Source organism: Streptomyces sp. NPDC057302 (genome assembly GCF_042667685.1).
Taxonomy (GTDB): Bacteria; Actinomycetota; Actinomycetes; order Streptomycetales; family Streptomycetaceae; genus Streptomyces.
Genome location: NZ_JBHUZJ010000119.1, coordinates 1 through 21,008 on the forward strand (window position 1 = coordinate 1; position 21,008 = coordinate 21,008).

Sequence of the window (21,008 nt, forward strand, 5' to 3'; positions counted from 1 at the left end):
GAGGACGGGCTGAAGACTTTCAGCCCGTCCGGCGTTTGAGGACGAACTCGGCGGAGCCGGTGATCACCGGCAACCAAGGCCCCCGCGCCAGAGCGGGTTTTCGGGAAGGGGCGGGGTCGGGGAAGTTCAGCCCCGCGTCAGCTCAAGCTCCAGCAACCACTCCACGACCTCAGTACGATGCCGCGCCTCGCGAGGATCCGCCCCCCACACATACAGCCCGTGCCCAGCGACAACCACCGCCGGCATCCCGGGCGAGAGCGCCGCCTCAAGACGATCCCCCAGCACTCCCATGTCCTGGCTGTTCTCGATCACCGGCAGCGTCACGGCAACCTCATGCGTCCCGTGCCCCAGCCCCTTCAGCATCTCCAGGTCCCGGAACGCGACACCCCCCGGCTTCCGATGCCCCATGGCCACCGACGCCACGGTGTGCACGTGAACCACCGCCCCGGCCCCGGTGAGCGCAGCGACCCGCGCATGCAGCGCCGCCTCCGCCGAGGGCCGCCCCGCACCCAGCGCCGCACCGGAGGCATCCGTCAACACCACGTCCGCGGAGGTCAGTTCACCCTTGTCCCGCCCGCTCGCCGTCACCGCGAGCTGCAGCGGCGTACGCGAAAGGACGACGGACAGGTTGCCGGACGTGCCCCGCATCCAGCCGAACGAGGCGAAGCGCGCGGCCTCGGCGGCGAGGACGGCGCCCGCCTCCTCCAGGTCCAACGCGGCAGTGGTCTCGGTCGAACTCATCGAACGCTCCTCGCAAGGCTGATCTCGTCGAAGGCCGCGGCCTGCGGATGCCCGCCGACCCCGGCGGCGAAGTAGGGCTCCCCGGCCCGCCGTACACCGACGGTCAGCCACCCGGCGTCCCGCGCCGCGTCCAGCTCACCGAGGCGGTCGGAGAGGAAGAGGGTGCGGCCGGCGGGAACCCCCACCGCGGCCGAAATGGACCGGTAGGACTCCGGCTCCTGCTTGGGTCCCGCGTTCTCGGTGTCGTGGAAACCGCCCACGAGGTCCAGCAGCGACCCCTCGGGCGAGTACGTGAACCACGCCCGCTGCGCCGCCACGGACCCGGACGAGTACACGTACAACCGCAACCCCTCCGCCGCCCAGCCCCGCAGCACACCGATCACCTCGGGGTAGAAGTGCGAGACGAGCTCGCCGCGCGCGAAGCCCTCCGCCCAGAGGATGCCCTGGAGCGTCTTGAGGGGCGTCGCCTTGCGGTCGGCGTCGACCCATTCGCCCAGGATCTTCTCCACCCGGGCGGCGTCCGCGCCGGGCTCCCCGGCCAGTTCACGCACCTGCGCGACCGCCCGCGCCACCTCCGGCTGCTCGCCCCGCGTGGCGAGCAGCTTCCCGAAGCGCTCCCGGGCGTAGGGGTAGAGCACGTCCACCACGAAACCCGTGGCGCTCGTGGTGCCCTCGATGTCGAGCACCACGGCGTCCACGGAACCCGCGTCGAAACGGACGCTCACGCCGCGTACCCCGCGTGGATCGTGTCGAAGTCCGGGAAGCGGTCCGCGATCGGGCTGCCCGTGAACGTGCCGATCCAGCCGTCCTCCTCGTGGAAGAAGCGGATCGCGGTGAACGCGGGGGACGTGCCCATGTCGAACCAGTGCGTCGTGCCGCGCGGCACCCCGAGCAGATCGCCCTTCTCGCAGTAGACCGCGTGCACTTCGCCGCCCACGTGGAGGTAGAAGATGCCGGAGCCCGCGACGAAGAAACGCACCTCGTCATCGTCGTCGTGCGTGTGCTCGGCGAGGAACTTCTGCCGGGCGGCCTTCGCCTTCTGGGGCCACTCGGGGTCGTCGCTGGGGTGCAGCGCGACCACGTCGACCGTCTGGAAACCCTCTTCGGCGTTGAGCTTGTCGATCTCCGTGCGGTATGCGGCGAACACGGTGTCGCTGTCCGCGTCGGCGGGCACGTCCTCGCGCACCGGCCACTGCTCGTAGCGCACACCGACGGGGGCGAGCGCGGCGGCGATCTCGGCCGGGTCCGACGTGCGGCGCACGACGGACTCGGGGCCGGACTCCGGCCAGGTCGTCAGGAGAGTCATTGATCGCTCCAGGGCAGGTCAGGAGGTCAGGGATGTCTTCGTCTTCGGATCGTAGCTCGCGGCCCTGACGGGTCACACGGTGTCCCACAGCGTGGACGGCGCCGCCGCGCGCACCACCGGCGCGACCTCCTCGGCGAACCGCTGGAGCGTCTCGATCTGCTCGCCCCGCTCCAGACCGAAGCCGTCCACGGTGACGGACTGCAGGTCGTGCCCGTACACCTCGTGGTAGCCCAGGATCTTGTCGATGATCTGCTGCGGGGAGCCGATGAGCTGCGGACCGTCGGCGATCGCGTCCTCGATCGTACGGAAGGGGGTGTTGTAGCCCGCCTTCCCCGCCAGATGCGGCTTGAAGCTCTGGCGCACCTTCGCCTCGTACAGCTCGCCGTAGCGTGCCACCGCCTGCTCCGCGGAGTCCGCGATCAGCAGCCCGCCCGAGCCCGCCGCCACCCGGGCGCCCGCCGGATCGTGCCCGTACTCCTCGAACCGCTCGCGGTAGTGCGCGATCAGCTTCGCGTACGCGGCACGCGGCTGGATGGCGTTGGCGGTGAAGAGCGGATCGCCGTGCTTGGCCGCCAGATCGGGGGAGTTGAGGGACGTCGCCGAGCCGTGCCAGATGCGCGGCAGGCCCGCGTAGGGGCGCGGCACCGTCGTCACGTCCTTCAGCGCGGGCCTGAACTCGCCCTCCCAGTCGACGTTCTCCTCGCTCCACAGGCGGCGCAGCAGCTCGTACTTCTCCTTCTGGAGATCCCACTGCCGGTCCTCGTCGAGACCGAAGAGATCGAAGTGCCCGGCCTCCGCGCCCTTTCCGATCACCAACTCGATGCGCCCGCGCGAGATCTGATCGAGCGTCGCGTAGTCCTCGGCGACCCGCACCGGGTCCAGGATCGCCACGACGGTGACGCCGGTGAGCAGCTTGATCCGGGTGGTGCGTGCGGCGAGCGCGCCGAGCACGACGGTCGGGCTCGACGACAGGAAGGCGCCCGCGTGCCGCTCGCCCACGGCGTACGCGTCGTAGCCGAGCCGCTCGGCCGCCACGCCGACCTCGATCACGTCCGCCAACCGGTCGGCGGACGTGGGCAGTTGGCCGGTCAGGGGGTGCGGGGCGTGGCCGATGATCGACAGGACCTGGAACTTCATGGGGGCCTCTTCCGTGGTACGGCCTTCCAGCCTCCCCGCGCCGTATTGCACGCGTATGTACGCGGTATGGCGGCCCGTCCGGGTACGCCGAAGGGGCGGCCCCCAGCGGGAGCCGCCCCTTCGGTCATCCGGTGCCTGAATCCGGTGCCTTAAATCCAGTGCCTACTTGTCGTCGAGCATGTCCTGGACCTTGGCGCGGACGTCGTCCGTGGCGAGGCCGCGGATCGTCAGCGTCGTCCGGCGGCGAAGCACGTCGTCCGCCGTCTCGGCCCACTCGTGGTCGCGGGCGTAGACGACCTGCGCCCAGATCTCGGGGGCGTCCGGCGAGACGCGCTCGGCGAGCTCCGGGTTCTCGTTCGCCAGGCGGGCGATGTCGAAGGAGAGCGAGCCGTAGTGCGTCGCCAGGTGCTTGGCGGTGTCCGCGGACATGCGCGGGCCGGGCGCCGGGCCGTCGACGAGGAGCCGGTGCGCGACCGCCCGCGGGTTGGCGATGCCGGGCAGCGGAAGACGCTTCTGGAGCTGCGAGATCGGCTCGTAGTCGTCGCCGAGGGGGTGGCCCGGCAGCGACTCCAGCTTCTTCATCACCGTACGGCCGATGTGGCGGAAGGTCGTCCACTTGCCGCCCGCGACGGAGAGCATGCCGGCCGCGCCCTCGGTGACGACCGTCTCGCGCTTGGCCTTCGAGGTGTCGCCGGGACCGCCGGGCAGCACGCGCAGGCCCGCGAAGGAGTACGTGATCAGGTCGCGGGACAGCTGCTGGTCGCGGATGGAGAACGCGGCCTCGTCCAGGATCTGCGCGGTGTCGGCCTCGGTGACGCTCACGTCCGCCGGGTCGCCCTCGAACTCCTCGTCCGTGGTGCCGAGAAGGAGCATGTCCTCCCACGGCAGGGCGAACGTGATGCGGTACTTGTCGATCGGCGTGGCGAGCGCGGCCTTCCAGGGGGCGGTGCGCTTGAGGACCAGGTGCGCGCCCTTGGAGAGGCGGATGGAGGGGGCCGCGTCGGGGTTCTCCATCTTGCGCAGGTGGTCGACCCACGGGCCCGTGGCGTTGAGCACGAGCCGCGCGTTGACGCCGAACTCGTCGCCGCTCATGCGGTCCTTGAGCTCCGCGCCCGTGACCCGGCCCTTGGTGAAGCGCAGGCCCGTGACCTCGGCGTGGTTGAGGACGACGGCGCCGGCCTCGACGGCCGCGCGGACCGTCATGAGGGCCATGCGGGAGTCGTTCATCTGGTCGTCGCCGTACACGGCCACGGCCTTCAGGTTGTCCGTGCGCAGCTCCGGCACGTCCTGCGCGGCCTTCGACGGCGAGAGCAGGTGGCCCACGCCGTCACCGAAAGCGGACAGCGCGCTGTAGGCGAAGACGCCCGCGCCCAGCTTGGCGGCGCCGTGCGGGCCGCCCTTGTAGACGGGCAGGTAGAAGGTGAGCGGGTTCGCCAGGTGGGGGGCCACCTGACGGGACACCGCACGGCGTTCGAAGTGGTTTTCCGCGACCAGCTTCACCGCGCCGGTCTGCAGGTAGCGCAGACCGCCGTGGAGAAGCTTGGAGGAGGCGGAGGAGGTGGCGCCGGCGAAGTCACCGGCGTCCACCAGGGCCACCCGCAGTCCCGACTGCGCGGCATGCCAGGCGGTGGAGATGCCCAGGATTCCGCCACCGATCACCAGGAGGTCGTACGTCGCCTTGGAAAGCTGCTCCCGGGTCTCGGCGCGGCTCGCCACTCCAAAAGAAGCGCGTGAACCGGCAGCCGGATGCGTCCCGAGGGCAGGGACGCTCTGCAGGGTGGTCATGTTCTTACTCCTCGCCACTTTCGTCGAGCCAGCCCATGGAACGTTCGACGGCCTTGAGCCAGCTCTTGTACTCACGGGCGCGGGTGTCCGCGTCCATGCGGGGGGTCCATTCCGCCGCCCGGCGCCAGTTGGCGCGCAGTTCGTCGGTGCCGGACCAGAAGCCGACGGCGAGACCGGCGGCGTAGGCGGCGCCGAGGCAGGTCGTCTCGGCCACCATCGGGCGCACCACCGGTGCGTCGAGGAAGTTCGAGAGCGTCTGCATCAGCAGGTTGTTGGAGGTCATGCCGCCGTCGACCTTGAGGGCCGTGAGCTCGACGCCGGAGTCCTTGGTCATGGCGTCGGTGATCTCACGGGTCTGCCAGGCCGTGGCCTCCAGGACGGCGCGCGCGATGTGCGCCTTGGTGACGTACCGGGTGAGACCGGTGATCACACCGCGGGCGTCGGAACGCCAGTACGGGGCGAAGAGGCCGGAGAAGGCCGGTACGAAGTAGGCGCCGCCGTTGTCCTCGACCGACGACGCGAGCGTCTCGATCTCGGCGGCGGAGTTGATCAGGCCCATCTGGTCGCGCATCCACTGCACCAGCGAACCGGTGACCGCGATGGAGCCCTCGAGCGCGTAGACCGGCTTCTGGTCGCCGATCTGGTAGCCGACGGTGGTCAGCAGGCCCGAGTAGGAGTTGATGGCCGACTCACCGGTGTTCATCAGCATGAAGGTGCCGGTGCCGTACGTCGACTTGGCCTCACCCTTGGCGAAACAGGTCTGCCCGAAGAGGGCCGCCTGCTGGTCGCCGAGCGCGGAGGCGACGGGGATGCCGGGCAGGACGTCGCCGAGCTTGCCGCCGGTGACCTCTCCGTAGACCTCGGCGGAGGAGCGGATCTCGGGGAGCATCGCCATCGGCACGCCGATGGACTCGGCGATCGACTCGTCCCACTGCATGGTGTGCAGGTTCATCAGCATGGTGCGCGACGCGTTGGTGACGTCGGTGACGTGCTTGCCGCCGTTGACACCGCCCGTCAGGTTCCAGATGACCCAGGAGTCCATGGTGCCGAAGAGGATGTCGCCCGCCTCGGCGCGCTCGCGCAGGCCGTCGACGTTGTCGAGCAGCCAGCGGGCCTTGGGCCCCGCGAAGTAGCTGGCGAGCGGCAGGCCCGTCTGGCGGCGGAAGCGGTCCTGGCCGACGTTGCGGCCGAGTTCCTTGCACAGGGCGTCGGTGCGGGTGTCCTGCCAGACGATGGCGTTGTGCACCGGCTCGCCGGTGTTCTTGTCCCAGAGCAGCGTGGTCTCACGCTGGTTGGTGATGCCGATCGCCTTGATGTCCGCGTGGGTGATCCCGGCCTTGGAGATGGCGCTGGCGACGACCTCCTGGACGTTCGTCCAGATCTCGGTGGCGTCGTGCTCGACCCAGCCCGGCTTCGGGAAGATCTGCTCGTGTTCCTTCTGGTCGACCGAGACGATCCGGCCGTCCTTGTCGAAGACGATGCAGCGGCTCGAAGTCGTGCCCTGGTCGATGGCCGCGATGAAGGGGCCGGTGTGCGCGTCGTTGGTCACGGTGTGCTCCTGATGTCGTGCTCGGCGGTCTGTCTCAGCGGTCGTCGGTGGCTTCGCGTTCCTACTTGAACGCGAGGTTGTAGAGGCCACCCGCGATGGCGCCGCCGATCAGCGGACCGACGATGGGCACCCAGGCGTACGACCAGTCCGAGCTGCCCTTGTTCGGCAGCGGGAGCAGGGAGTGCACGATGCGCGGACCGAGGTCACGGACCGGGTTGATCGCGTAGCCCGTGGGGCCACCGAGCGAGAGACCGATGCCGACCACGACGAGCGCGGTGATCAGGGCGCCGAGGACGCCGATGCCGTTGCCGTTGTCGTTCAGGCCCTGGGTGAGGATGGCCAGGACGAGCACGGTGGTCGCGATGACCTCCGTGAGCACGTTCTGCGCGTAGTTCCGGATCTCGGGGCCGGTCGCGAAGACGCCGAGCACCGGTCCTGCCTTGGGGGCGGCCTTCTGGTCGACGAGGCCTTCCTCCATCGGCTGCGCGGCGAGGATCGCCGGGTCCGTGAGGTGTGCCTTGAACTGGCCCAGGTAGGCGAGCCAGACCAGAACGGCGCCGATGATCGCGCCGAGCAGCTGCGAGCCCAGGTAGAGCGGAACATCGCTCCACTTGGTGCCGCCCTCGATGGCGAGTCCGACGGTGACCGCCGGGTTGAGATGGGCGCCTGACACGCCACCCGCCAGGTAGGCGCCGGTCAGTACGGCGAAGCCCCACCCGAAGGTGATCGCGAGCCAGCCGGCGTCCTTGGCCTTGGAGGCCTTGAGCGTGACGGCGGCGCAGACGCCACCGCCGAGCAGTACGAGAATGGCGGTACCGATGGTCTCGCCGATGAAGATGTCGGAGCTGGACACCCGCGACTCCTTTGTCCTTCGTCCAGGGGAAGGCGAACCCCGGGTCCCTCCGGTGGTCCGCGACCTCAGGTGAGGTCGTTGCCGGCCCTTGGCCTTGTCACACTCTAACGCGTAATGCCGGTAGGTGTTCGACAATGCCGACCGATGGACGCGAGTCTCACCCCGGGGTTACTTGCCCGTCAAGAGCTCTGTTATTGAAAACACGATCGTTATTGATCGTTCCGGGTTATCGGTCCCCGCGGGGTGAAACACGTGAATCGATGATCGCGCAGAAGGGTGCCCCCTGCATGTTGAGCAGGGGGCAGATGGCTGAGCGCGGGCGGCGGTCCGGGGGCTAGAAGCGCCCGGCGCCCAGATCCCGCGACACGGCGCGCGCGCAGTCCCGTACGGCCGCGATCAGATCGGGCCGCAGCTCCCCGTCCTTCTGCACCCGCTCCACCGCGCCGGTGATGCCGACCGCGCCGACCGGCATGCGGCGCCGGTCGTGGATGGGGGCGGCCACGGAGGCGATGCCCTCCCACGTCTCCTCGACGTCGGAGGCGTACCCGCGCGCGCGGGTGATGTCGAGGACGCCCTCGAAGGCCTCGGGGTCCACGACGGTGCGTGTGGTGAGGACGGGCCAGTCGGCCTCGGCGGCCTCGCTGTGCGCCACCGGGTCGTAGGCGGCGAGCACCTTGCCCAGGGCCGTGGAGTGCAGCGGGTGCATCGCCCCGACCTCCAGGACCTGGCGGCTGTCGTCGGGCCGGAAGACGTGGTGCACGATCAGGACGCCCTGCTGGTGCAGCACGCCGAGGTAGACGCTCTCGCCGCTGGAGCGGGCCAGGTCGTCGGTCCACACCAGGGCGCGGGCCCGCAGCTCGTGCACGTCCAGGTAGCTGTTGCCCAGGCGCAGGAGCTCGGCGCCGAGCTGATAGCGGCCCGACGCGGAGTCCTGCTCGACGAATCCCTCCGCCTGGAGGGTGCGCAGAATGCCGTGGGCCGTGCCCTTGGCGAGGCCAAGGGCGGATGCGATCTCCGAGAGGCCGAGCCGTCGCTCTCCGCCCGCGAGGAGCCGCAGCATCGCGGCCGCCCGTTCGAGCGACTGGATGTTCCGTGCCATCGCAGCCCCTTCCTCCGTCCCCTCCGACTCCAACGTTCGACAATGCTGAACACTATCGGTCGTTGTCGACCTCCCGCGACAGAGCGGCGGGCTGTGTTTCTCGCGGGTTCCCGCCGATTCCCGCCGGGCGCCGAACCGCGTGCCCGCGGACGGGCCGGGCCGGGGCGCGGCGTCCGCCCCGTGAACACTCGCACGCTGTGGACCTTCGTCCCGCTACCCTGACCGAGTGCGCCTTCCACCGAAGCGCAAAGCCGACAGCCGTCGCACCTCAGGGAGCTCTTTCATGGCCTCGTTGCCGACCCCCTCGTCCGGTTCCTCGAACGGAACCCGAGTCAATGCCCTCCGCGAAGCCCTCGCCACCCGTGTCGTGGTGGCCGACGGCGCGATGGGCACGATGCTCCAGGCACAGGACCCCACCCTCGAGGACTTCCAGAACCTCGAAGGCTGTAACGAGATCCTGAACGTGACCCGCCCGGACATCGTCCGCTCGGTCCACGAGGAGTACTTCGCGGTCGGCGTGGACTGCGTCGAGACGAACACGTTCGGCACGAACTTCGCCGCCTTGAGCGAGTACGACATCCCCGAGCGGAACTTCGAGCTCTCCGAGGCGGGCGCCCGCATCGCCCGCGAGGTCGCCGACGAGTTCACCGCGTCGACCGGACAGCAGCGCTGGGTCCTCGGCTCGATGGGCCCCGGCACCAAGCTGCCGACCCTGGGCCACGCCCCCTACACCGTGCTGCGCGACGCCTACCAGATCAACGCCGAAGGCATGATCGCGGGCGGCGCCGACGCGCTCCTGGTGGAGACCACCCAGGACCTCCTGCAGACCAAGTCCGCGATCCTGGGTGCCCGCCGCGCCCTGGACGCCACCGGCACGAACCTCCCGCTGATCTGCTCGGTCACCGTCGAGACCACCGGCACGATGCTGCTCGGCTCGGAGATCGGCGCCGCCCTGACGGCCCTGGAGCCGCTGGGCATCGACATGATCGGCCTGAACTGCGCCACGGGTCCGGCCGAGATGAGCGAGCACCTGCGCTACCTCGCCCGCCACTCGCGCGTACCGATCTCCTGCATGCCCAACGCGGGCCTGCCGGTCCTGGGCAAGAACGGCGCCCACTACCCGCTGACCGAGGCCGAGCTTGCCGACGCCCAGGAGACCTTCGTACGCGAGTACGGCCTCTCCCTGGTCGGCGGCTGCTGCGGCACGACCCCCGAGCACCTGCGCCAGGTCGTGCAGCGGGTGCGCGGTGTGGAGACGGTCCGCCGCGAGCCGCACCCGGAGCCCGGCGCGGCCTCGCTCTACCAGACGGTGCCCTTCCGCCAGGACACCGCCTACATGGCGATCGGCGAGCGGACGAACGCCAACGGCTCGAAGAAGTTCCGCGAGGCCATGCTGGAGGCCCGCTGGGACGACTGCGTGGAGATGGCCCGCGACCAGATCCGCGAGGGCGCCCACATGCTCGACCTGTGTGTCGACTACGTGGGCCGTGACGGTGTGGCGGACATGGCCGAGCTCGCGGGCCGTTTCGCGACCGCCTCGACGCTGCCGATCGTCCTTGACTCCACCGAACTGCCCGTCCTTCAGGCCGGGTTGGAGAAGCTGGGCGGGCGCGCCGTCCTCAACTCCGTCAACTACGAGGACGGGGACGGCCCCGAGTCGCGTTTCGCGAAGGTGACCGCGCTGGCCAGGGAGCACGGCGCGGCGCTGATCGCGCTGACCATCGACGAGGAGGGCCAGGCCCGCACCGTCGAGCACAAGGTGGCCATCGCCGAGCGGCTCATCGAGGACCTGACCGGCAACTGGGGCATCCACGAGTCGGACATCCTCATCGACACCCTGACCTTCACCATCTGCACCGGCCAGGAGGAGTCCCGGGGTGATGGCATCGCCACCATCGGGGCGATCCGCGAGCTCAAGCGCCGCCACCCCGACGTGCAGACCACCCTGGGACTGTCGAACATCTCCTTCGGCCTCAACCCGGCCGCCCGTGTCGTGCTCAACTCCGTCTTCCTGGACGAGTGCGTCAAGGCCGGCCTGGACTCGGCGATCGTGCACGCCTCCAAGATCCTGCCGATCGCGCGCCTGGACGAGGCGCAGGTCAAGGCGGCCCACGACCTGATCTACGACCGCCGCGAAGAGGGCTACGACCCCCTCCAGAAGCTCATGGAGCTCTTCGAGGGCGTCAACATGAAGTCGATGAAGGAGGGCAAGGCCGAGGAGCTCTTGGCGCTGCCCCTGGACGAGCGCCTCCAGCGCCGCATCATCGACGGCGAGAAGAAGGGCCTGGAGACCGACCTGGACGAGGCCCTGCAGACCCGCCCGGCGCTGGACATCGTCAACGACACCCTCCTGGAGGGCATGAAGGTCGTCGGCGAGCTCTTCGGCTCCGGACAGATGCAGCTGCCCTTCGTGCTCCAGTCCGCCGAGGTGATGAAGACCGCGGTCGCCCACCTGGAGCCGCACATGGAGAAGTCGGACTCGGAGGGCAAGGGCACCATCGTCCTTGCCACCGTCCGCGGCGACGTGCACGACATCGGCAAGAACCTCGTCGACATCATCCTCTCCAACAACGGCTACAACGTGGTCAACCTGGGCATCAAGCAGCCCGTGGCCGCGATCCTGGACGCCGCGGCCGAGCACCGCGCGGACGTGATCGGCATGTCGGGCCTCCTGGTGAAGTCGACGGTGATCATGAAGGAGAACCTGGAGGAGCTCAACCAGCGCAAGATGGCCGCGGACTTCCCGGTGATCCTGGGCGGCGCCGCGCTGACCCGCGCCTATGTCGAGCAGGACCTGCACGAGATCTACGAGGGCGAGGTCCGCTACGCCCGCGACGCGTTCGAGGGCCTGCGCCTGATGGACGCCCTGATCGCGGTCAAGCGCGGGGTGCCCGGCGCCACGCTGCCCGAGCTGAAGCAGCGCCGGGTGGCCAAGAAGGACACCCCGGTCCTGGAGGTCACCGAGGACGAGGGCCCCGCCCGCTCGGACACCTCGATCGACAACCCCGTGCCCACCCCGCCGTTCTGGGGCACCCGGGTGGTCAAGGGCATCCAGCTCAAGGAGTACGCGTCCTGGCTGGACGAGGGCGCCCTGTTCAAGGGTCAGTGGGGCCTCAAGCAGGCCCGCAAGGGCGACGGACCCACCTACGAGGAGCTCGTCGAGACCGAGGGACGCCCCCACCTGCGCGGCTGGCTGGACGAGCTGCACACCAAGAACATGCTGGAGGCGGCCGTCGTCTACGGCTACTTCCCCTGTGTCTCCAAGGGCGAGGACCTGATCATCCTCGATGAGCAGGGCAACGAGCGCACCCGCTTCACCTTCCCCCGCCAGCGCCGCGGCCGGCGGCTGTGCCTGGCGGACTTCTTCCGCCCGGAGGAGTCCGGCGAGACCGACGTGGTGGGCCTCCAGGTCGTCACCGTCGGCTCGAAGATCGGAGAGGCGACCGCGAAGCTCTTCGAGGCCGACTCCTACCGCGACTACCTCGAACTGCACGGCCTGTCCGTCCAGTTGGCCGAAGCCCTCGCCGAGTACTGGCACGCCCGCGTCCGCGCCGAGCTGGGCTTCGGTGGCGAGGACCCCGCCGCCGTCGAGGACATGTTCGACCTGAAGTACCGCGGTGCGCGCTTCTCCCTCGGCTACGGCGCCTGCCCCGACCTGGAGGACCGCGCGAAGATCGCCGAGCTCCTGGAGCCCGAGCGGATCGGCGTCGAGCTCTCCGAGGAGTTCCAGCTCCACCCGGAGCAGTCCACGGACGCGATCGTCATCCACCATCCCGAGGCGAAATACTTCAACGCGCGCTAAGCGGTCAAGTCGTACACTTGTCGGTCCAGCGCAGGCCGGTTGCCCACCCGTCAAAAGGGGGCAGCCGGCCTTCTCGTCCCTCATGGAGGTGTGCCCGGATGACCAGTACGGTTCCCGCGCTCGATACCCGAACGGCCGAAGGCTCCGCTCTGCAGGCTGTGCTCCTCGACATGGACGGAACACTCGTGGACACCGAGGGGTTCTGGTGGGACGCGGAGGTCGAGGTCTTCGCCGCACTCGGACATACGCTCGACGAGGCCTGGCGTGACGTGGTGGTCGGCGGCCCCATGACGCGCAGCGCCGGATTCCTCATCGCGTCCACCGGCGCCGACATCACCGTCCCCGAACTGACCGTGCTGCTCAACGACGGCTTCGAGAACCGCATCGGCCGCACGCTGCCGCTGATGCCCGGCGCCGCCAGGCTGCTCGCCGAACTCGCCGCGCACGAGGTGCCGATGGCGCTGGTCTCGGCGTCGCACCGGCGCATCATCGACCGGGTCCTCGACTCGATCGGAGCCCACCACTTCACCCTCACCGTCGCGGGCGACGAGGTGAGCCGGACCAAGCCGCACCCCGACCCGTATCTCCTCGCGGCGGCCGGGGTTGGCGCGGATCCGGCCAGATGTGCCGTCATCGAGGACACCGCGACCGGCGTCGCGGCGGCCGAGGCCGCTGGCTGCCGAGTGGTGGCCGTCCCCTCGGTGGCGCCCATCGCCGCAGCATCCGGCAGGACCGTCGTCCCGTCCCTCGAACACGTCAACCTGCCCTTCCTACAAGGTCTGATGGCTGGAAAGTGCTGAGCAGTTGAAGATGTGACCTTTCCCACTCCGGGAGGGGTCGACAGCCGGTCAGGGCTGTGCCGGACCGCCGATATGGGCGAGTTGTGGAGTGCCGTTGTGTCCCGATTGAGGCGAACCTGACGAAACCTTCCCGTGTCGGGTTATCGGTGCGTCCGCGCCCGGTTTCGCTGCGTGATTGAGGGTCAACTCCGGTCCCTTCCGGCCCAACTGGTGGTGCGGACTAATGTCGTCGCGAGAACATCGCCCCGCCCCCACGGACCGACTGACCCCACCCCTCGTTGTCGGTCCTGACGGGACCAACAGCTCTGGAGAACGTCGAGCATGAACCGTAAGACTTTGGTGCTGCCGGCCGTCATAGGTCTGCTCGCTCCCGCGCTCGCGGCGTGCGGCGGGACGGGCAACGGTGGGGGAGACGACGCGATCGCCGTCGGCACCACGGACCGGTTCTCCACCTCACCCGAGATCCCGGCCCCCTTCGACCCGGCGTACGCCTATGACGCGGGTTCCTGGAACGTCGTGCGCCAGACGGTCCAGACGCTGATGGCCGCCCCGCGCGGCGGCGGCGACCCCGAGCCCGACGCCGCCGAGAAGTGCGGCTTCACCGACACCGGCAACGAGCGCTACGAGTGCACGCTGCGCAAGGGCCTGAAGTTCTCCGACGGAGAGCCGCTGACCGCCGCCGATGTGAAGTTCTCCATCGAGCGGGTGCGGGACATCAAGATCAAGGACCCCAGTGGCTCCGCCGGCATGGTGTCCAACGTCGACGCGATCGAGACCGAGGGCGACCGCAGCGTCGTCTTCCACCTCAAGAGCTCCGACGCGACGTTCCCGTACAAGCTGGCCACCCCCATCGCGGGCATCGTCAGCGCGGACCACTACGCCAAGAACAAGCTGCGCGACGGCTTCGACCTGGACGGCTCCGGCCCCTACACGGCCGAGCAAGAGGTCAAGGGCAATGACCTCGTCAAGACGGTGTTCTCCAAGAACCCCAACTACAAGGGTGCGTTCAAGCCCAAGAGCGACAAGATCGAGATGCGCACCTACGAGTCCGCCGACGCCATGGGCAAGGCCCTCAAGAGCGGCGACCTCGACATGATGACGCGCACCATGTCGCCCGAGCAGATCAAGCAGCTCGACGAGGACCCGGGCAACAACATCGAGCTGGTCGAGACGCCCGGCCTGGAGATCCGCTACCTGGGCTTCAATACGGACGCCACCACCGTCAAGGCCAGGGCGGTCCGCCAGGCCATGGCGCAGGTCGTCGACCGCGGCGCGCTGGCGGCCGGTGTCTACGGCGACGCGGCCGAGCCGCTCTACTCCCTGGTGCCGGCCACGATCACGGGCCACACCAACTCGTTCTTCAACCAGTACGGCAACCCGAGCCCGTCCAAGGCCCGGGGCCTGCTGCAGAAGGCCGACATCAACACCCCGGTGAAGCTCACCCTGCACTACACGACGGACCACTACGGACCGGGCACCAAGAAGGAGTTCGAGGTCCTTCAGAAGCAGCTCAACGCGAGCGGCCTGTTCGACGTGTCGATCAAGGGCACGGCCTGGAACACCTTCCGCCCCGCCGAGCAGAAGGGCGCGTACGACGTCTACGGGATGGGCTGGTTCCCGGACTTCCCCGACGCCGACAACTTCCTCACGCCGTTCCTCGACAAGGACAACATCCTCGGCTCGCCGTACGTGAACCCCACCATCAACGACGAGCTGCTCCCGCACTCGCGCCGTGAGGCGGACCGGCTCACCGCCTCCAAGAGCATCAAGAAGATCCAGGACATCGTCGCCGAGGACGTGCCCGTGCTTCCCCTCTGGCAGGGCAAGCAGTACATCGCCGCCCGGGACGACATCACGGGCGTCGAGTGGGCCCTCAACGCCTCCTCGAACCTGCAGCTGTGGGAGCTCGGCCGCGGTGTGAGCGGCTGACCTCCGCGCACACCGGCACACGACCACCGCCGGGCTTCGCTCCACCGATGAACATCAACGACAAGGCACGTTCGTGAAATTGCGCAACCAGTGGCTGGCCCTTCCCCTCACGGGAGGGCTGGCCGCCGCCCTGCTGACCGGCTGCGGCACGGAATCGGGGGGAGCGGGGGAGAACGGCGACTCGGTGGTGATGGGGATGTCGGACGACGTCCTGGCCACCGACCCGGCATCCGGTTACGACCCCGGGTCGTGGCTCCTGTTCAACAACGTCTTCCAGTCCCTGATGAGCTTCCCGAACGGGTCCACGGAGCCGGAGCCCGAGGCCGCCAAGGAGTGCGCGTTCACGGACACGGAGACCAGAGTCTTCGCGTGCACGCTGCGGGACGGCCTGAAGTTCAGCAATGGCAACGCGCTGACCTCGAAGGACGTCAAGTACTCCTTCGACCGCATGATGAAGATCAACGACGACGCCGGACCGGCGATCATGTTCCCGATGCTCGACCGCGTCGAGACGCCGAACGCCAAGAAGGTCGTCTTCAAGCTCAAGTACGCCGACGCGACCTTCCCCAGCAAGATCGCGTCCGGCGCCGGCTCCATCGTCGACCACGCGTCGTACGACATGGACGGGCTGCGCGGGGACAGCGGGGCCACGGGTTCGGGACCGTACAAGCTCGACTCCTTCGACAAGGGGCAGGCGGTGTTCTCGGTCAACCCCGACTACAAGGGCACCGCCAAGGTGAAGAACAAGGGCGTCACCCTCAAGTTCTTCCACGACGACCAGAAGGGCCTGAAGAAGGCGCTCCTGGACGACAAGATCGACATCGCGTACCGAGGCCTCGCCGCCGACGACATCGCGGACATCGAGCAGGACACCTCCAGCGCGAGCCAGAACATCGACGTCGTCGAGGGCACGAGCGCCGAGGTGCAGCACCTGGTCTTCAACATGAAGGACCCGGTCGCGGGCAAGCTGGGCGTCCGCAAGGCCATGGCGTACCTCCTGGACCGGGACGCCCTGGTCAAGGACGTCTACCGGGACACGGCCACGCCGCTGTACTCGATCGTCCCGGCCGGGATCGGCGGCCACAACACCGCCTTCTTCGACACCTACGGCGCCCGCCCGCAGCGCTCCAAGGCCGCTGCCGCGCTGCGCGCGGAAGGCCTGAGCGGCAAGGTCAAGCTCACGCTCTGGTCCACCCCCTCGCGCTACGGCCCCGCCACCGACCAGGAGCTGAAGGCGATCGCCAAGCAGCTCAACGCGAGCGGTCTCTTCGACGCCGACGTGAAGTCGATCGAGTTCGGTCAGTACGAGCGGGACATCAAGTCCGGCAAGTACGGCGTGTACGTCAAGGGCTGGGTGCCGGACTACCCGGATCCGGACAACTTCACGCAGCCGTTCTTCGGCAAGGGCAACGTCCTGAGCAACGGCTACCGGAACAGCGAGATCACCGGGAAGATCATCCCCGGCACCGCGGGCCAGACCGACCGCACCAAGACCGACGAGGACTACTCGAAGCTCCAGGACGTCGTCGCCGACGAGCTGCCGATCCTGCCGGTCTGGCAGGCCAAGCAGTACGCCGTCATCTCCGACGACGTGTACGGCGTGGAGTCGTGCCTCGACGCGTCGACGGTGTTCCGCTTCTGGGAGCTCAGCAAGGCCTGACCGCACGGACGAACGACGAAGGTGGCCGCCCCCACGGGGACGGCCACCTTCGTCGTTCGGTCAAGCAGTTCCTACTGCGCGCCGGGCCGCACCAGACCGCTCTCGTACGCGTACACCGCGGCCTGCACCCGGTCGCGCAGGCCCAGCTTCGTGAGCACATGGCCCACATGTGTCTTGACCGTCGTCTCGCTCACGAACAGGTCCGCCGCGATCTCCGCGTTCGACAGGCCGCGCGCCACCAGCTTGAGGACCTCGACCTCCCGCTCGGTGAGCGTGTGCAAGGTGTCCGGCACCGGCTCGTCGCCCGAGGGGAGATGCTCCGCGTACTTGTCGAGGAGCCTGCGCGTGATGCTCGGCGCGAGCATCGCCTCGCCCGACGCGACCACCCGGATCGCCTGCACCAGTTCGTTCGCCGGGGCGTCCTTGAGCAGGAAGCCACTGGCGCCCGCGCGCAGCGCCTCCACCACGTACTCGTCGAGGTCGAAGGTGGTCAGGACCAGGACCTTCGCCGGTCCGTCCCGGCCGGGCCCGGTGATCTGCCGGGTCGCCTCGACGCCGTCCATCCTCGGCATACGGATGTCCATCAGGACCACATCGGGCTGCAGCGCCCGCACCTGGTCGAGAGCCTGCAGACCGTCTCCGGCCTCGCCGACCACCGCGACGTCCTGCTCGGCCTCCAGAATCATCCGGAACCCCGTGCGCAGCAGTGGTTGGTCGTCGACCAGTAGGACACGGATCGCCACGTAACTCTCCTTCGCTAGCCCGGGGCCATTCTGCCCTGCGTGTCCTCTTCGGACTCGGGCACCCTCACCGCAAGGGGGTACGGCGGGGGAGTCCCACCGAATTCCGGACATACGGCCTGGTGGTCGCACCAGCCGCAGAGCTTCGTGGGCCGGGGGCGCCACTCACCCGTCTCCGTGGCGAGCGTGATCGCCTCCCACAGCGCGTGCAGCTTCCGCTCGACCTGCTCCAGGTCCTCGGTCCTGGGGTCGTACGTGATGACGTCCCCGCTGCCCAGATAGACGAGCTGGAGACGGCGCGGGACCACGCCCTTCAGACGCCACACCACCAAGGCGTAGAACTTCATCTGGAAGAGCGCGCCCTCGGAGTACTCGGGGCGGGGAGCCTTGCCCGTCTTGTAGTCGACGATCCGCACCTCGCCGGTGGGCGCCACGTCCACGCGGTCGATGATGCCGCGCAGCTTCAGGCCCGAGTCCAGCTCCGCCTGCACGAACAGTTCGCGCTCGGCGGGCTCCAGGCGCGTGGGGTCCTCCAGCGTGAACCACCGCTCCACGAGCCGCTCCGCGTCCGCGAGCCAGCGCGCGAGCCGCTCCCCCTGCTCGTCGTCCGCGAACAGCTCCGTCAGCTCCGGCTTGGCCTCGCGAAGGCGGTCCCACTGACCCGGGATCAGGGCCTTGGCGCGCGGCGCGGTCCGCTCGCCCGCGGGCGCGTCGAAGAGCCGCTCCAGGACGGCGTGCACCAGCGTGCCGCGGGTGGCCGCCTCGCTCGGCTTCTCGGGCAGCTTGTCGATCACCCGGAACCGGTACAGCAACGGGCACTGCATGAAGTCACTGGCGCGCGACGGCGACAGGGACGCCGGCCGCACGGCCGTCACGGCACCCTCGGTCCTTGTTTCCATGAGGACAGACCCTACGACCCGCCACTGACAACGGCCGCATACCATCGACGACAGACCCTCTCGCCCTGCATGATCGTGCGTGTACCGCGCCGGACACCTGACAGGGGCGAGGGACGCTTCGAACGAGGGGACACCGGACATCGTGGACGAGAGCGGCGGGAGCGGCAGGCCGCGGTCCGACGGGACGGACGATCGGCGGCCGGGTGCCGCGCAGGGCCCCGGTCACCCGGAATCGACACGTCCGGTGGACACGGCCGCATCGGCGAGGCCCACGCGGGACGACCCCGAGGGCGCGCAGGCCCCCGACGGCGCCGAGAGCGCCCCCGACACCGAGAGCGCCCACGACACGACCCGGTCCCAGGCTCCCGACGGGACACCGCGCCCCACGGAAGAACCCGGCCAACCCGGCGACCGCTTCACGAAGACCCCCCAGGACACGCCCGGGAAGGCATCGCCGCGGGACACCCATCCCGAATACGCGCACGCCACCCACGGCCCCGCCCCGAAGACGACTCCGCCCAACGGAAAGAAGGGACCCGGGGGAGGCCTGCTCATGGGGCGCCCCTTCGGCGTGCCCGTGTACGTGGCGCCCAGCTGGTTCCTCGTCGCCGCCCTCATCACCTGGGTCTTCGGCGGCCAGCTCGACCGCGTCCTGCCCGAACTGGGCGCCGCCCGCTATCTCGTCGCCCTCTTCTTCGCCGTCGCCTTCTACGCCTCCGTGCTCGTCCACGAACTGGCGCACACCGTCGTCGCCCTGCGCTACAAGCTGCCGGTGCGCCGCATCCAGCTCCAGTTCTTCGGCGGCGTATCGGAGATCGAGAAGGAGTCGGAGACGCCGGGACGCGAGTTCGTCCTCGCCTTCGTGGGCCCGCTGCTCTCCCTCGTCCTCGCGGGCGTCTTCTACGGGGGCATGCGCGCCGTCGAGCCCGGCACCGTGCCCGGCGTCCTGCTCGCGGGACTGATGATCTCGAACCTCATCGTCGCCGCCTTCAACCTCCTGCCGGGCCTGCCCCTGGACGGCGGCCGCATGCTCCGCGCGGTCGTCTGGAAGATCACCGGCAAGCCCATGAGCGGCACGATCGCCGCCGCCTGGGTCGGCCGCGCCCTGGCCATCTCCGTCCTGATCGGCCTTCCGCTCCTCAACCAGTCCGGCGCGCTCGGCGGCGAGACCCAGGACATCGGCGGCATGGACACCGTCACGGACGCCCTGCTCGCCGCGATCCTCGCCGCCATCATCTGGACCGGCGCGGGAAACAGCCTGCGCATGGCCCGCCTGCGCCAGCACCTGCCCGAACTCCGGGCCCGCGCCCTGACCCGCCGCGCCGTCCCCGTCGAGACCGACACCCCGCTCTCCGAGGCGCTGCGCCGCGCCAACGACGCCGGGGCCCGCGCCCTGGTCGTGGTCGACGCCGACGGCGACCCGATGTCGGTGGTCCGCGAGGCGGCCATCGTCGGCGTCCCCGAACACCGCCGCCCCTGGGTCACCGTCAGCGGCCTCGCCCAGGACATCACCGAGGGCATGCGGATCTCCGCCGAGCTCGCCGGCGAGGAACTCCTCGACACCCTGCGGGCGACGCCCGCCACGGAGTACCTCGTGGTCGAGGCCTCCGGCGAGATCTACGGAGTACTGTCCGCCACCGATGTGGAGCGCGCCTTCGTCAAGGCGATGGCCCGCCCCAGCTGACGCCGCCACCCTGGTCTTCGGCCCTCGAACGGGCCGGTAGGCTGGTCACATGTCCGAACCGACCGGTGCCGCCCGCCGACGCGGGCCCTTCAAGGTCGGGGACCAGGTTCAGCTGACCGACCCCAAGGGCCGCCACTACACGTTCACGCTCGAGGCCGGGAAGAACTTCCACACCCACAAGGGTTCCTTCCCCCACGACGAGCTGATCGGTGCTCCCGAGGGCAGCGTTGTCCGCACCACGGGAAACGTCGCCTACCTCGCGCTGCGCCCCCTGCTCCCCGACTACGTCCTGTCCATGCCCCGCGGCGCCGCCGTGGTCTACCCCAAGGACGCGGGGCAGATCCTGGCCTTCGCGGACATCTTCCCCGGCGCCCGTGTCGTCGAGGCGGGTGTGGGCTCCGGCTCGCTCAGCAGCTTCCTCCTGCGCGCCATCGGCGACGAGGGAATGCTGCACTCGTACGAGCGCCGCGAGGACTTCGCCGAGATCGCCCAGCAGAACGTGGAGCGCTACTTCGGCTCCCCGCACCCTGCCTGGCAGCTCACCGTCGGAGACCTTCAGGACAACCTGAGCGACACCGACGTCGACCGCGTCATCCTCGACATGCTCGCCCCCTGGGAGTGCCTGGACGTCGTCTCCAAGGCGCTCGTCCCCGGCGGCATCCTCTGCTGCTACGTGGCGACCACCACCCAGCTCGCCAGGACCGTCGAGTCCATCCGCGAGATCGGCGGCTTCAACGAGCCGACCGCCTGGGAATCGATGATCCGCAACTGGCACGTCGAGGGCCTCGCGGTCCGCCCCGACCACCGCATGATCGGCCACACCGGCTTCCTGCTCACCGCCCGCCGCCTCGCGGACGGCGTCGAGCCGCCCATGCGCCGCCGCCGCCCCTCCAAGGGTGCCTACGGCGACGACTACACAGGCCCGAACGCCGACGGGGGCACCCCCCGCGCGGAGAGCTGACGCCCGCACCCGCGGACAGCCGCGTAACGCACAGACGCCGCCGCCGAGTTCCCCCTGAGACCG

16 protein-coding genes are annotated in these 21,008 nt (G+C 69.5%); 6 read left to right on the forward strand and 10 right to left on the reverse strand.

What is annotated here, in order from left to right; all coding sequences use genetic code 11:
* Positions 1-126 precede the first annotated feature (126 nt).
* The 8 genes from mtnB to ACFUPX_RS41550 all read right to left on the reverse strand — a co-directional run bounded on the left by mtnB (position 127) and on the right by ACFUPX_RS41550 (position 8,470).
* On the reverse strand, positions 127-741 hold the full coding sequence (gene mtnB / locus ACFUPX_RS41515) for a methylthioribulose 1-phosphate dehydratase (RefSeq protein WP_383334454.1): 615 nt from the start codon (positions 739-741) through the stop codon (positions 127-129).
* Positions 738-1,466, reverse strand: coding sequence for an acireductone synthase (mtnC, locus tag ACFUPX_RS41520; RefSeq protein WP_383334456.1), 729 nt, complete (start codon positions 1,464-1,466; stop codon positions 738-740). Before mtnC ends, mtnB begins: the two co-directional genes overlap by 4 nt.
* Entirely contained in the window at positions 1,463-2,047 is a 585-nt protein-coding gene (locus ACFUPX_RS41525) for an acireductone dioxygenase (RefSeq protein WP_383334458.1), read from the reverse strand. Before ACFUPX_RS41525 ends, mtnC begins: the two co-directional genes overlap by 4 nt.
* 72 nt (positions 2,048-2,119) lie before the next feature.
* A complete protein-coding gene (locus tag ACFUPX_RS41530; protein ID WP_383334460.1) occupies positions 2,120-3,184 on the reverse strand; it encodes an LLM class flavin-dependent oxidoreductase in 1,065 nt (354 codons plus the stop codon).
* 162 nt (positions 3,185-3,346) lie between these two features.
* Positions 3,347-4,969, reverse strand: coding sequence for an FAD-dependent oxidoreductase (locus ACFUPX_RS41535; RefSeq protein WP_383334462.1), 1,623 nt, complete (start codon positions 4,967-4,969; stop codon positions 3,347-3,349).
* A gap of 4 nt (positions 4,970-4,973) precedes the next feature.
* Positions 4,974-6,518, reverse strand: a complete 1,545-nt coding sequence (gene glpK / locus ACFUPX_RS41540) for a glycerol kinase GlpK (protein WP_383334464.1) — start codon at positions 6,516-6,518, stop codon at positions 4,974-4,976.
* 61 nt (positions 6,519-6,579) lie between these two features.
* A complete protein-coding gene (locus tag ACFUPX_RS41545; protein WP_383334466.1) occupies positions 6,580-7,371 on the reverse strand; it encodes an MIP/aquaporin family protein in 792 nt (263 codons plus the stop codon).
* A gap of 334 nt (positions 7,372-7,705) precedes the next feature.
* Complete coding sequence (locus ACFUPX_RS41550) at positions 7,706-8,470, reverse strand: IclR family transcriptional regulator (RefSeq protein ID WP_383334468.1); 765 nt, start codon at positions 8,468-8,470, stop codon at positions 7,706-7,708.
* A 283-nt stretch (positions 8,471-8,753) separates the two neighbouring features.
* Between ACFUPX_RS41550 and metH the strand changes: the two genes are divergently transcribed.
* The 4 genes from metH (at position 8,754) to ACFUPX_RS41570 (ending at position 16,661) form a co-directional block, all read left to right on the forward strand.
* Entirely contained in the window at positions 8,754-12,272 is a 3,519-nt protein-coding gene (metH, locus tag ACFUPX_RS41555; RefSeq protein WP_383334470.1) for a methionine synthase, read from the forward strand.
* A 98-nt stretch (positions 12,273-12,370) separates the two neighbouring features.
* Positions 12,371-13,072 (forward strand): HAD-IA family hydrolase, encoded by a 702-nt coding sequence (locus ACFUPX_RS41560; protein WP_383334472.1) that lies wholly within the window; start codon positions 12,371-12,373, stop codon positions 13,070-13,072.
* A 321-nt stretch (positions 13,073-13,393) separates the two neighbouring features.
* On the forward strand, positions 13,394-15,001 hold the full coding sequence (locus ACFUPX_RS41565) for an ABC transporter substrate-binding protein (protein ID WP_383334474.1): 1,608 nt from the start codon (positions 13,394-13,396) through the stop codon (positions 14,999-15,001).
* Between the two features lie 73 nt (positions 15,002-15,074).
* Positions 15,075-16,661 carry an ABC transporter substrate-binding protein gene (locus ACFUPX_RS41570; RefSeq protein ID WP_383334476.1) on the forward strand — a complete coding sequence of 529 codons (1,587 nt, stop codon included), beginning with the start codon at positions 15,075-15,077 and terminating at the stop codon, positions 16,659-16,661.
* Positions 16,662-16,732: 71 nt separating this feature from the next.
* Here ACFUPX_RS41570 and ACFUPX_RS41575 read toward each other — a convergent pair whose 3' ends face one another.
* Positions 16,733-17,404: a response regulator gene (locus tag ACFUPX_RS41575; RefSeq protein ID WP_383334478.1), complete on the reverse strand. Its 672-nt coding sequence runs from the start codon at positions 17,402-17,404 to the stop codon at positions 16,733-16,735.
* Positions 17,405-17,418: 14 nt separating this feature from the next.
* Complete coding sequence (locus ACFUPX_RS41580) at positions 17,419-18,300, reverse strand: RecB family exonuclease (protein ID WP_383334479.1); 882 nt, start codon at positions 18,298-18,300, stop codon at positions 17,419-17,421.
* A 142-nt stretch (positions 18,301-18,442) separates the two neighbouring features.
* Here ACFUPX_RS41580 and ACFUPX_RS41585 point away from each other — a divergent pair, with 142 nt between their 5' ends.
* Together ACFUPX_RS41585 and ACFUPX_RS41590 are read left to right on the forward strand one after the other, a co-directional pair.
* Positions 18,443-19,984, forward strand: a complete 1,542-nt coding sequence (locus ACFUPX_RS41585; RefSeq protein ID WP_383334481.1) for a site-2 protease family protein — start codon at positions 18,443-18,445, stop codon at positions 19,982-19,984.
* Positions 19,985-20,033: 49 nt separating this feature from the next.
* On the forward strand, positions 20,034-20,945 hold the full coding sequence (locus ACFUPX_RS41590) for a tRNA (adenine-N1)-methyltransferase (protein WP_383334482.1): 912 nt from the start codon (positions 20,034-20,036) through the stop codon (positions 20,943-20,945).
* The last annotated feature ends 63 nt before the right edge of the window (positions 20,946-21,008 follow it).

Excerpts from the sequence above, each read along its gene's own strand:
- ACFUPX_RS41590 (WP_383334482.1), top strand. The coding sequence starts at position 20,034 with ATGTCCGAACCGACCGGTGCCGCCCGCCGACGCGGGCCCTTCAAGGTC.
- ACFUPX_RS41580 (WP_383334479.1), bottom strand. The coding sequence starts at position 18,300 with ATGGAAACAAGGACCGAGGGTGCCGTGACGGCCGTGCGGCCGGCGTCC.
- ACFUPX_RS41560 (WP_383334472.1), top strand. The coding sequence starts at position 12,371 with ATGACCAGTACGGTTCCCGCGCTCGATACCCGAACGGCCGAAGGCTCC.
- mtnB (WP_383334454.1), bottom strand. The coding sequence starts at position 741 with ATGAGTTCGACCGAGACCACTGCCGCGTTGGACCTGGAGGAGGCGGGC.
- ACFUPX_RS41535 (WP_383334462.1), bottom strand. The coding sequence starts at position 4,969 with ATGACCACCCTGCAGAGCGTCCCTGCCCTCGGGACGCATCCGGCTGCC.
- metH (WP_383334470.1), top strand. The coding sequence starts at position 8,754 with ATGGCCTCGTTGCCGACCCCCTCGTCCGGTTCCTCGAACGGAACCCGA.
- ACFUPX_RS41550 (WP_383334468.1), bottom strand. The coding sequence starts at position 8,470 with ATGGCACGGAACATCCAGTCGCTCGAACGGGCGGCCGCGATGCTGCGG.
- ACFUPX_RS41530 (WP_383334460.1), bottom strand. The coding sequence starts at position 3,184 with ATGAAGTTCCAGGTCCTGTCGATCATCGGCCACGCCCCGCACCCCCTG.
- ACFUPX_RS41525 (WP_383334458.1), bottom strand. The coding sequence starts at position 2,047 with ATGACTCTCCTGACGACCTGGCCGGAGTCCGGCCCCGAGTCCGTCGTG.
- ACFUPX_RS41565 (WP_383334474.1), top strand. The coding sequence starts at position 13,394 with ATGAACCGTAAGACTTTGGTGCTGCCGGCCGTCATAGGTCTGCTCGCT.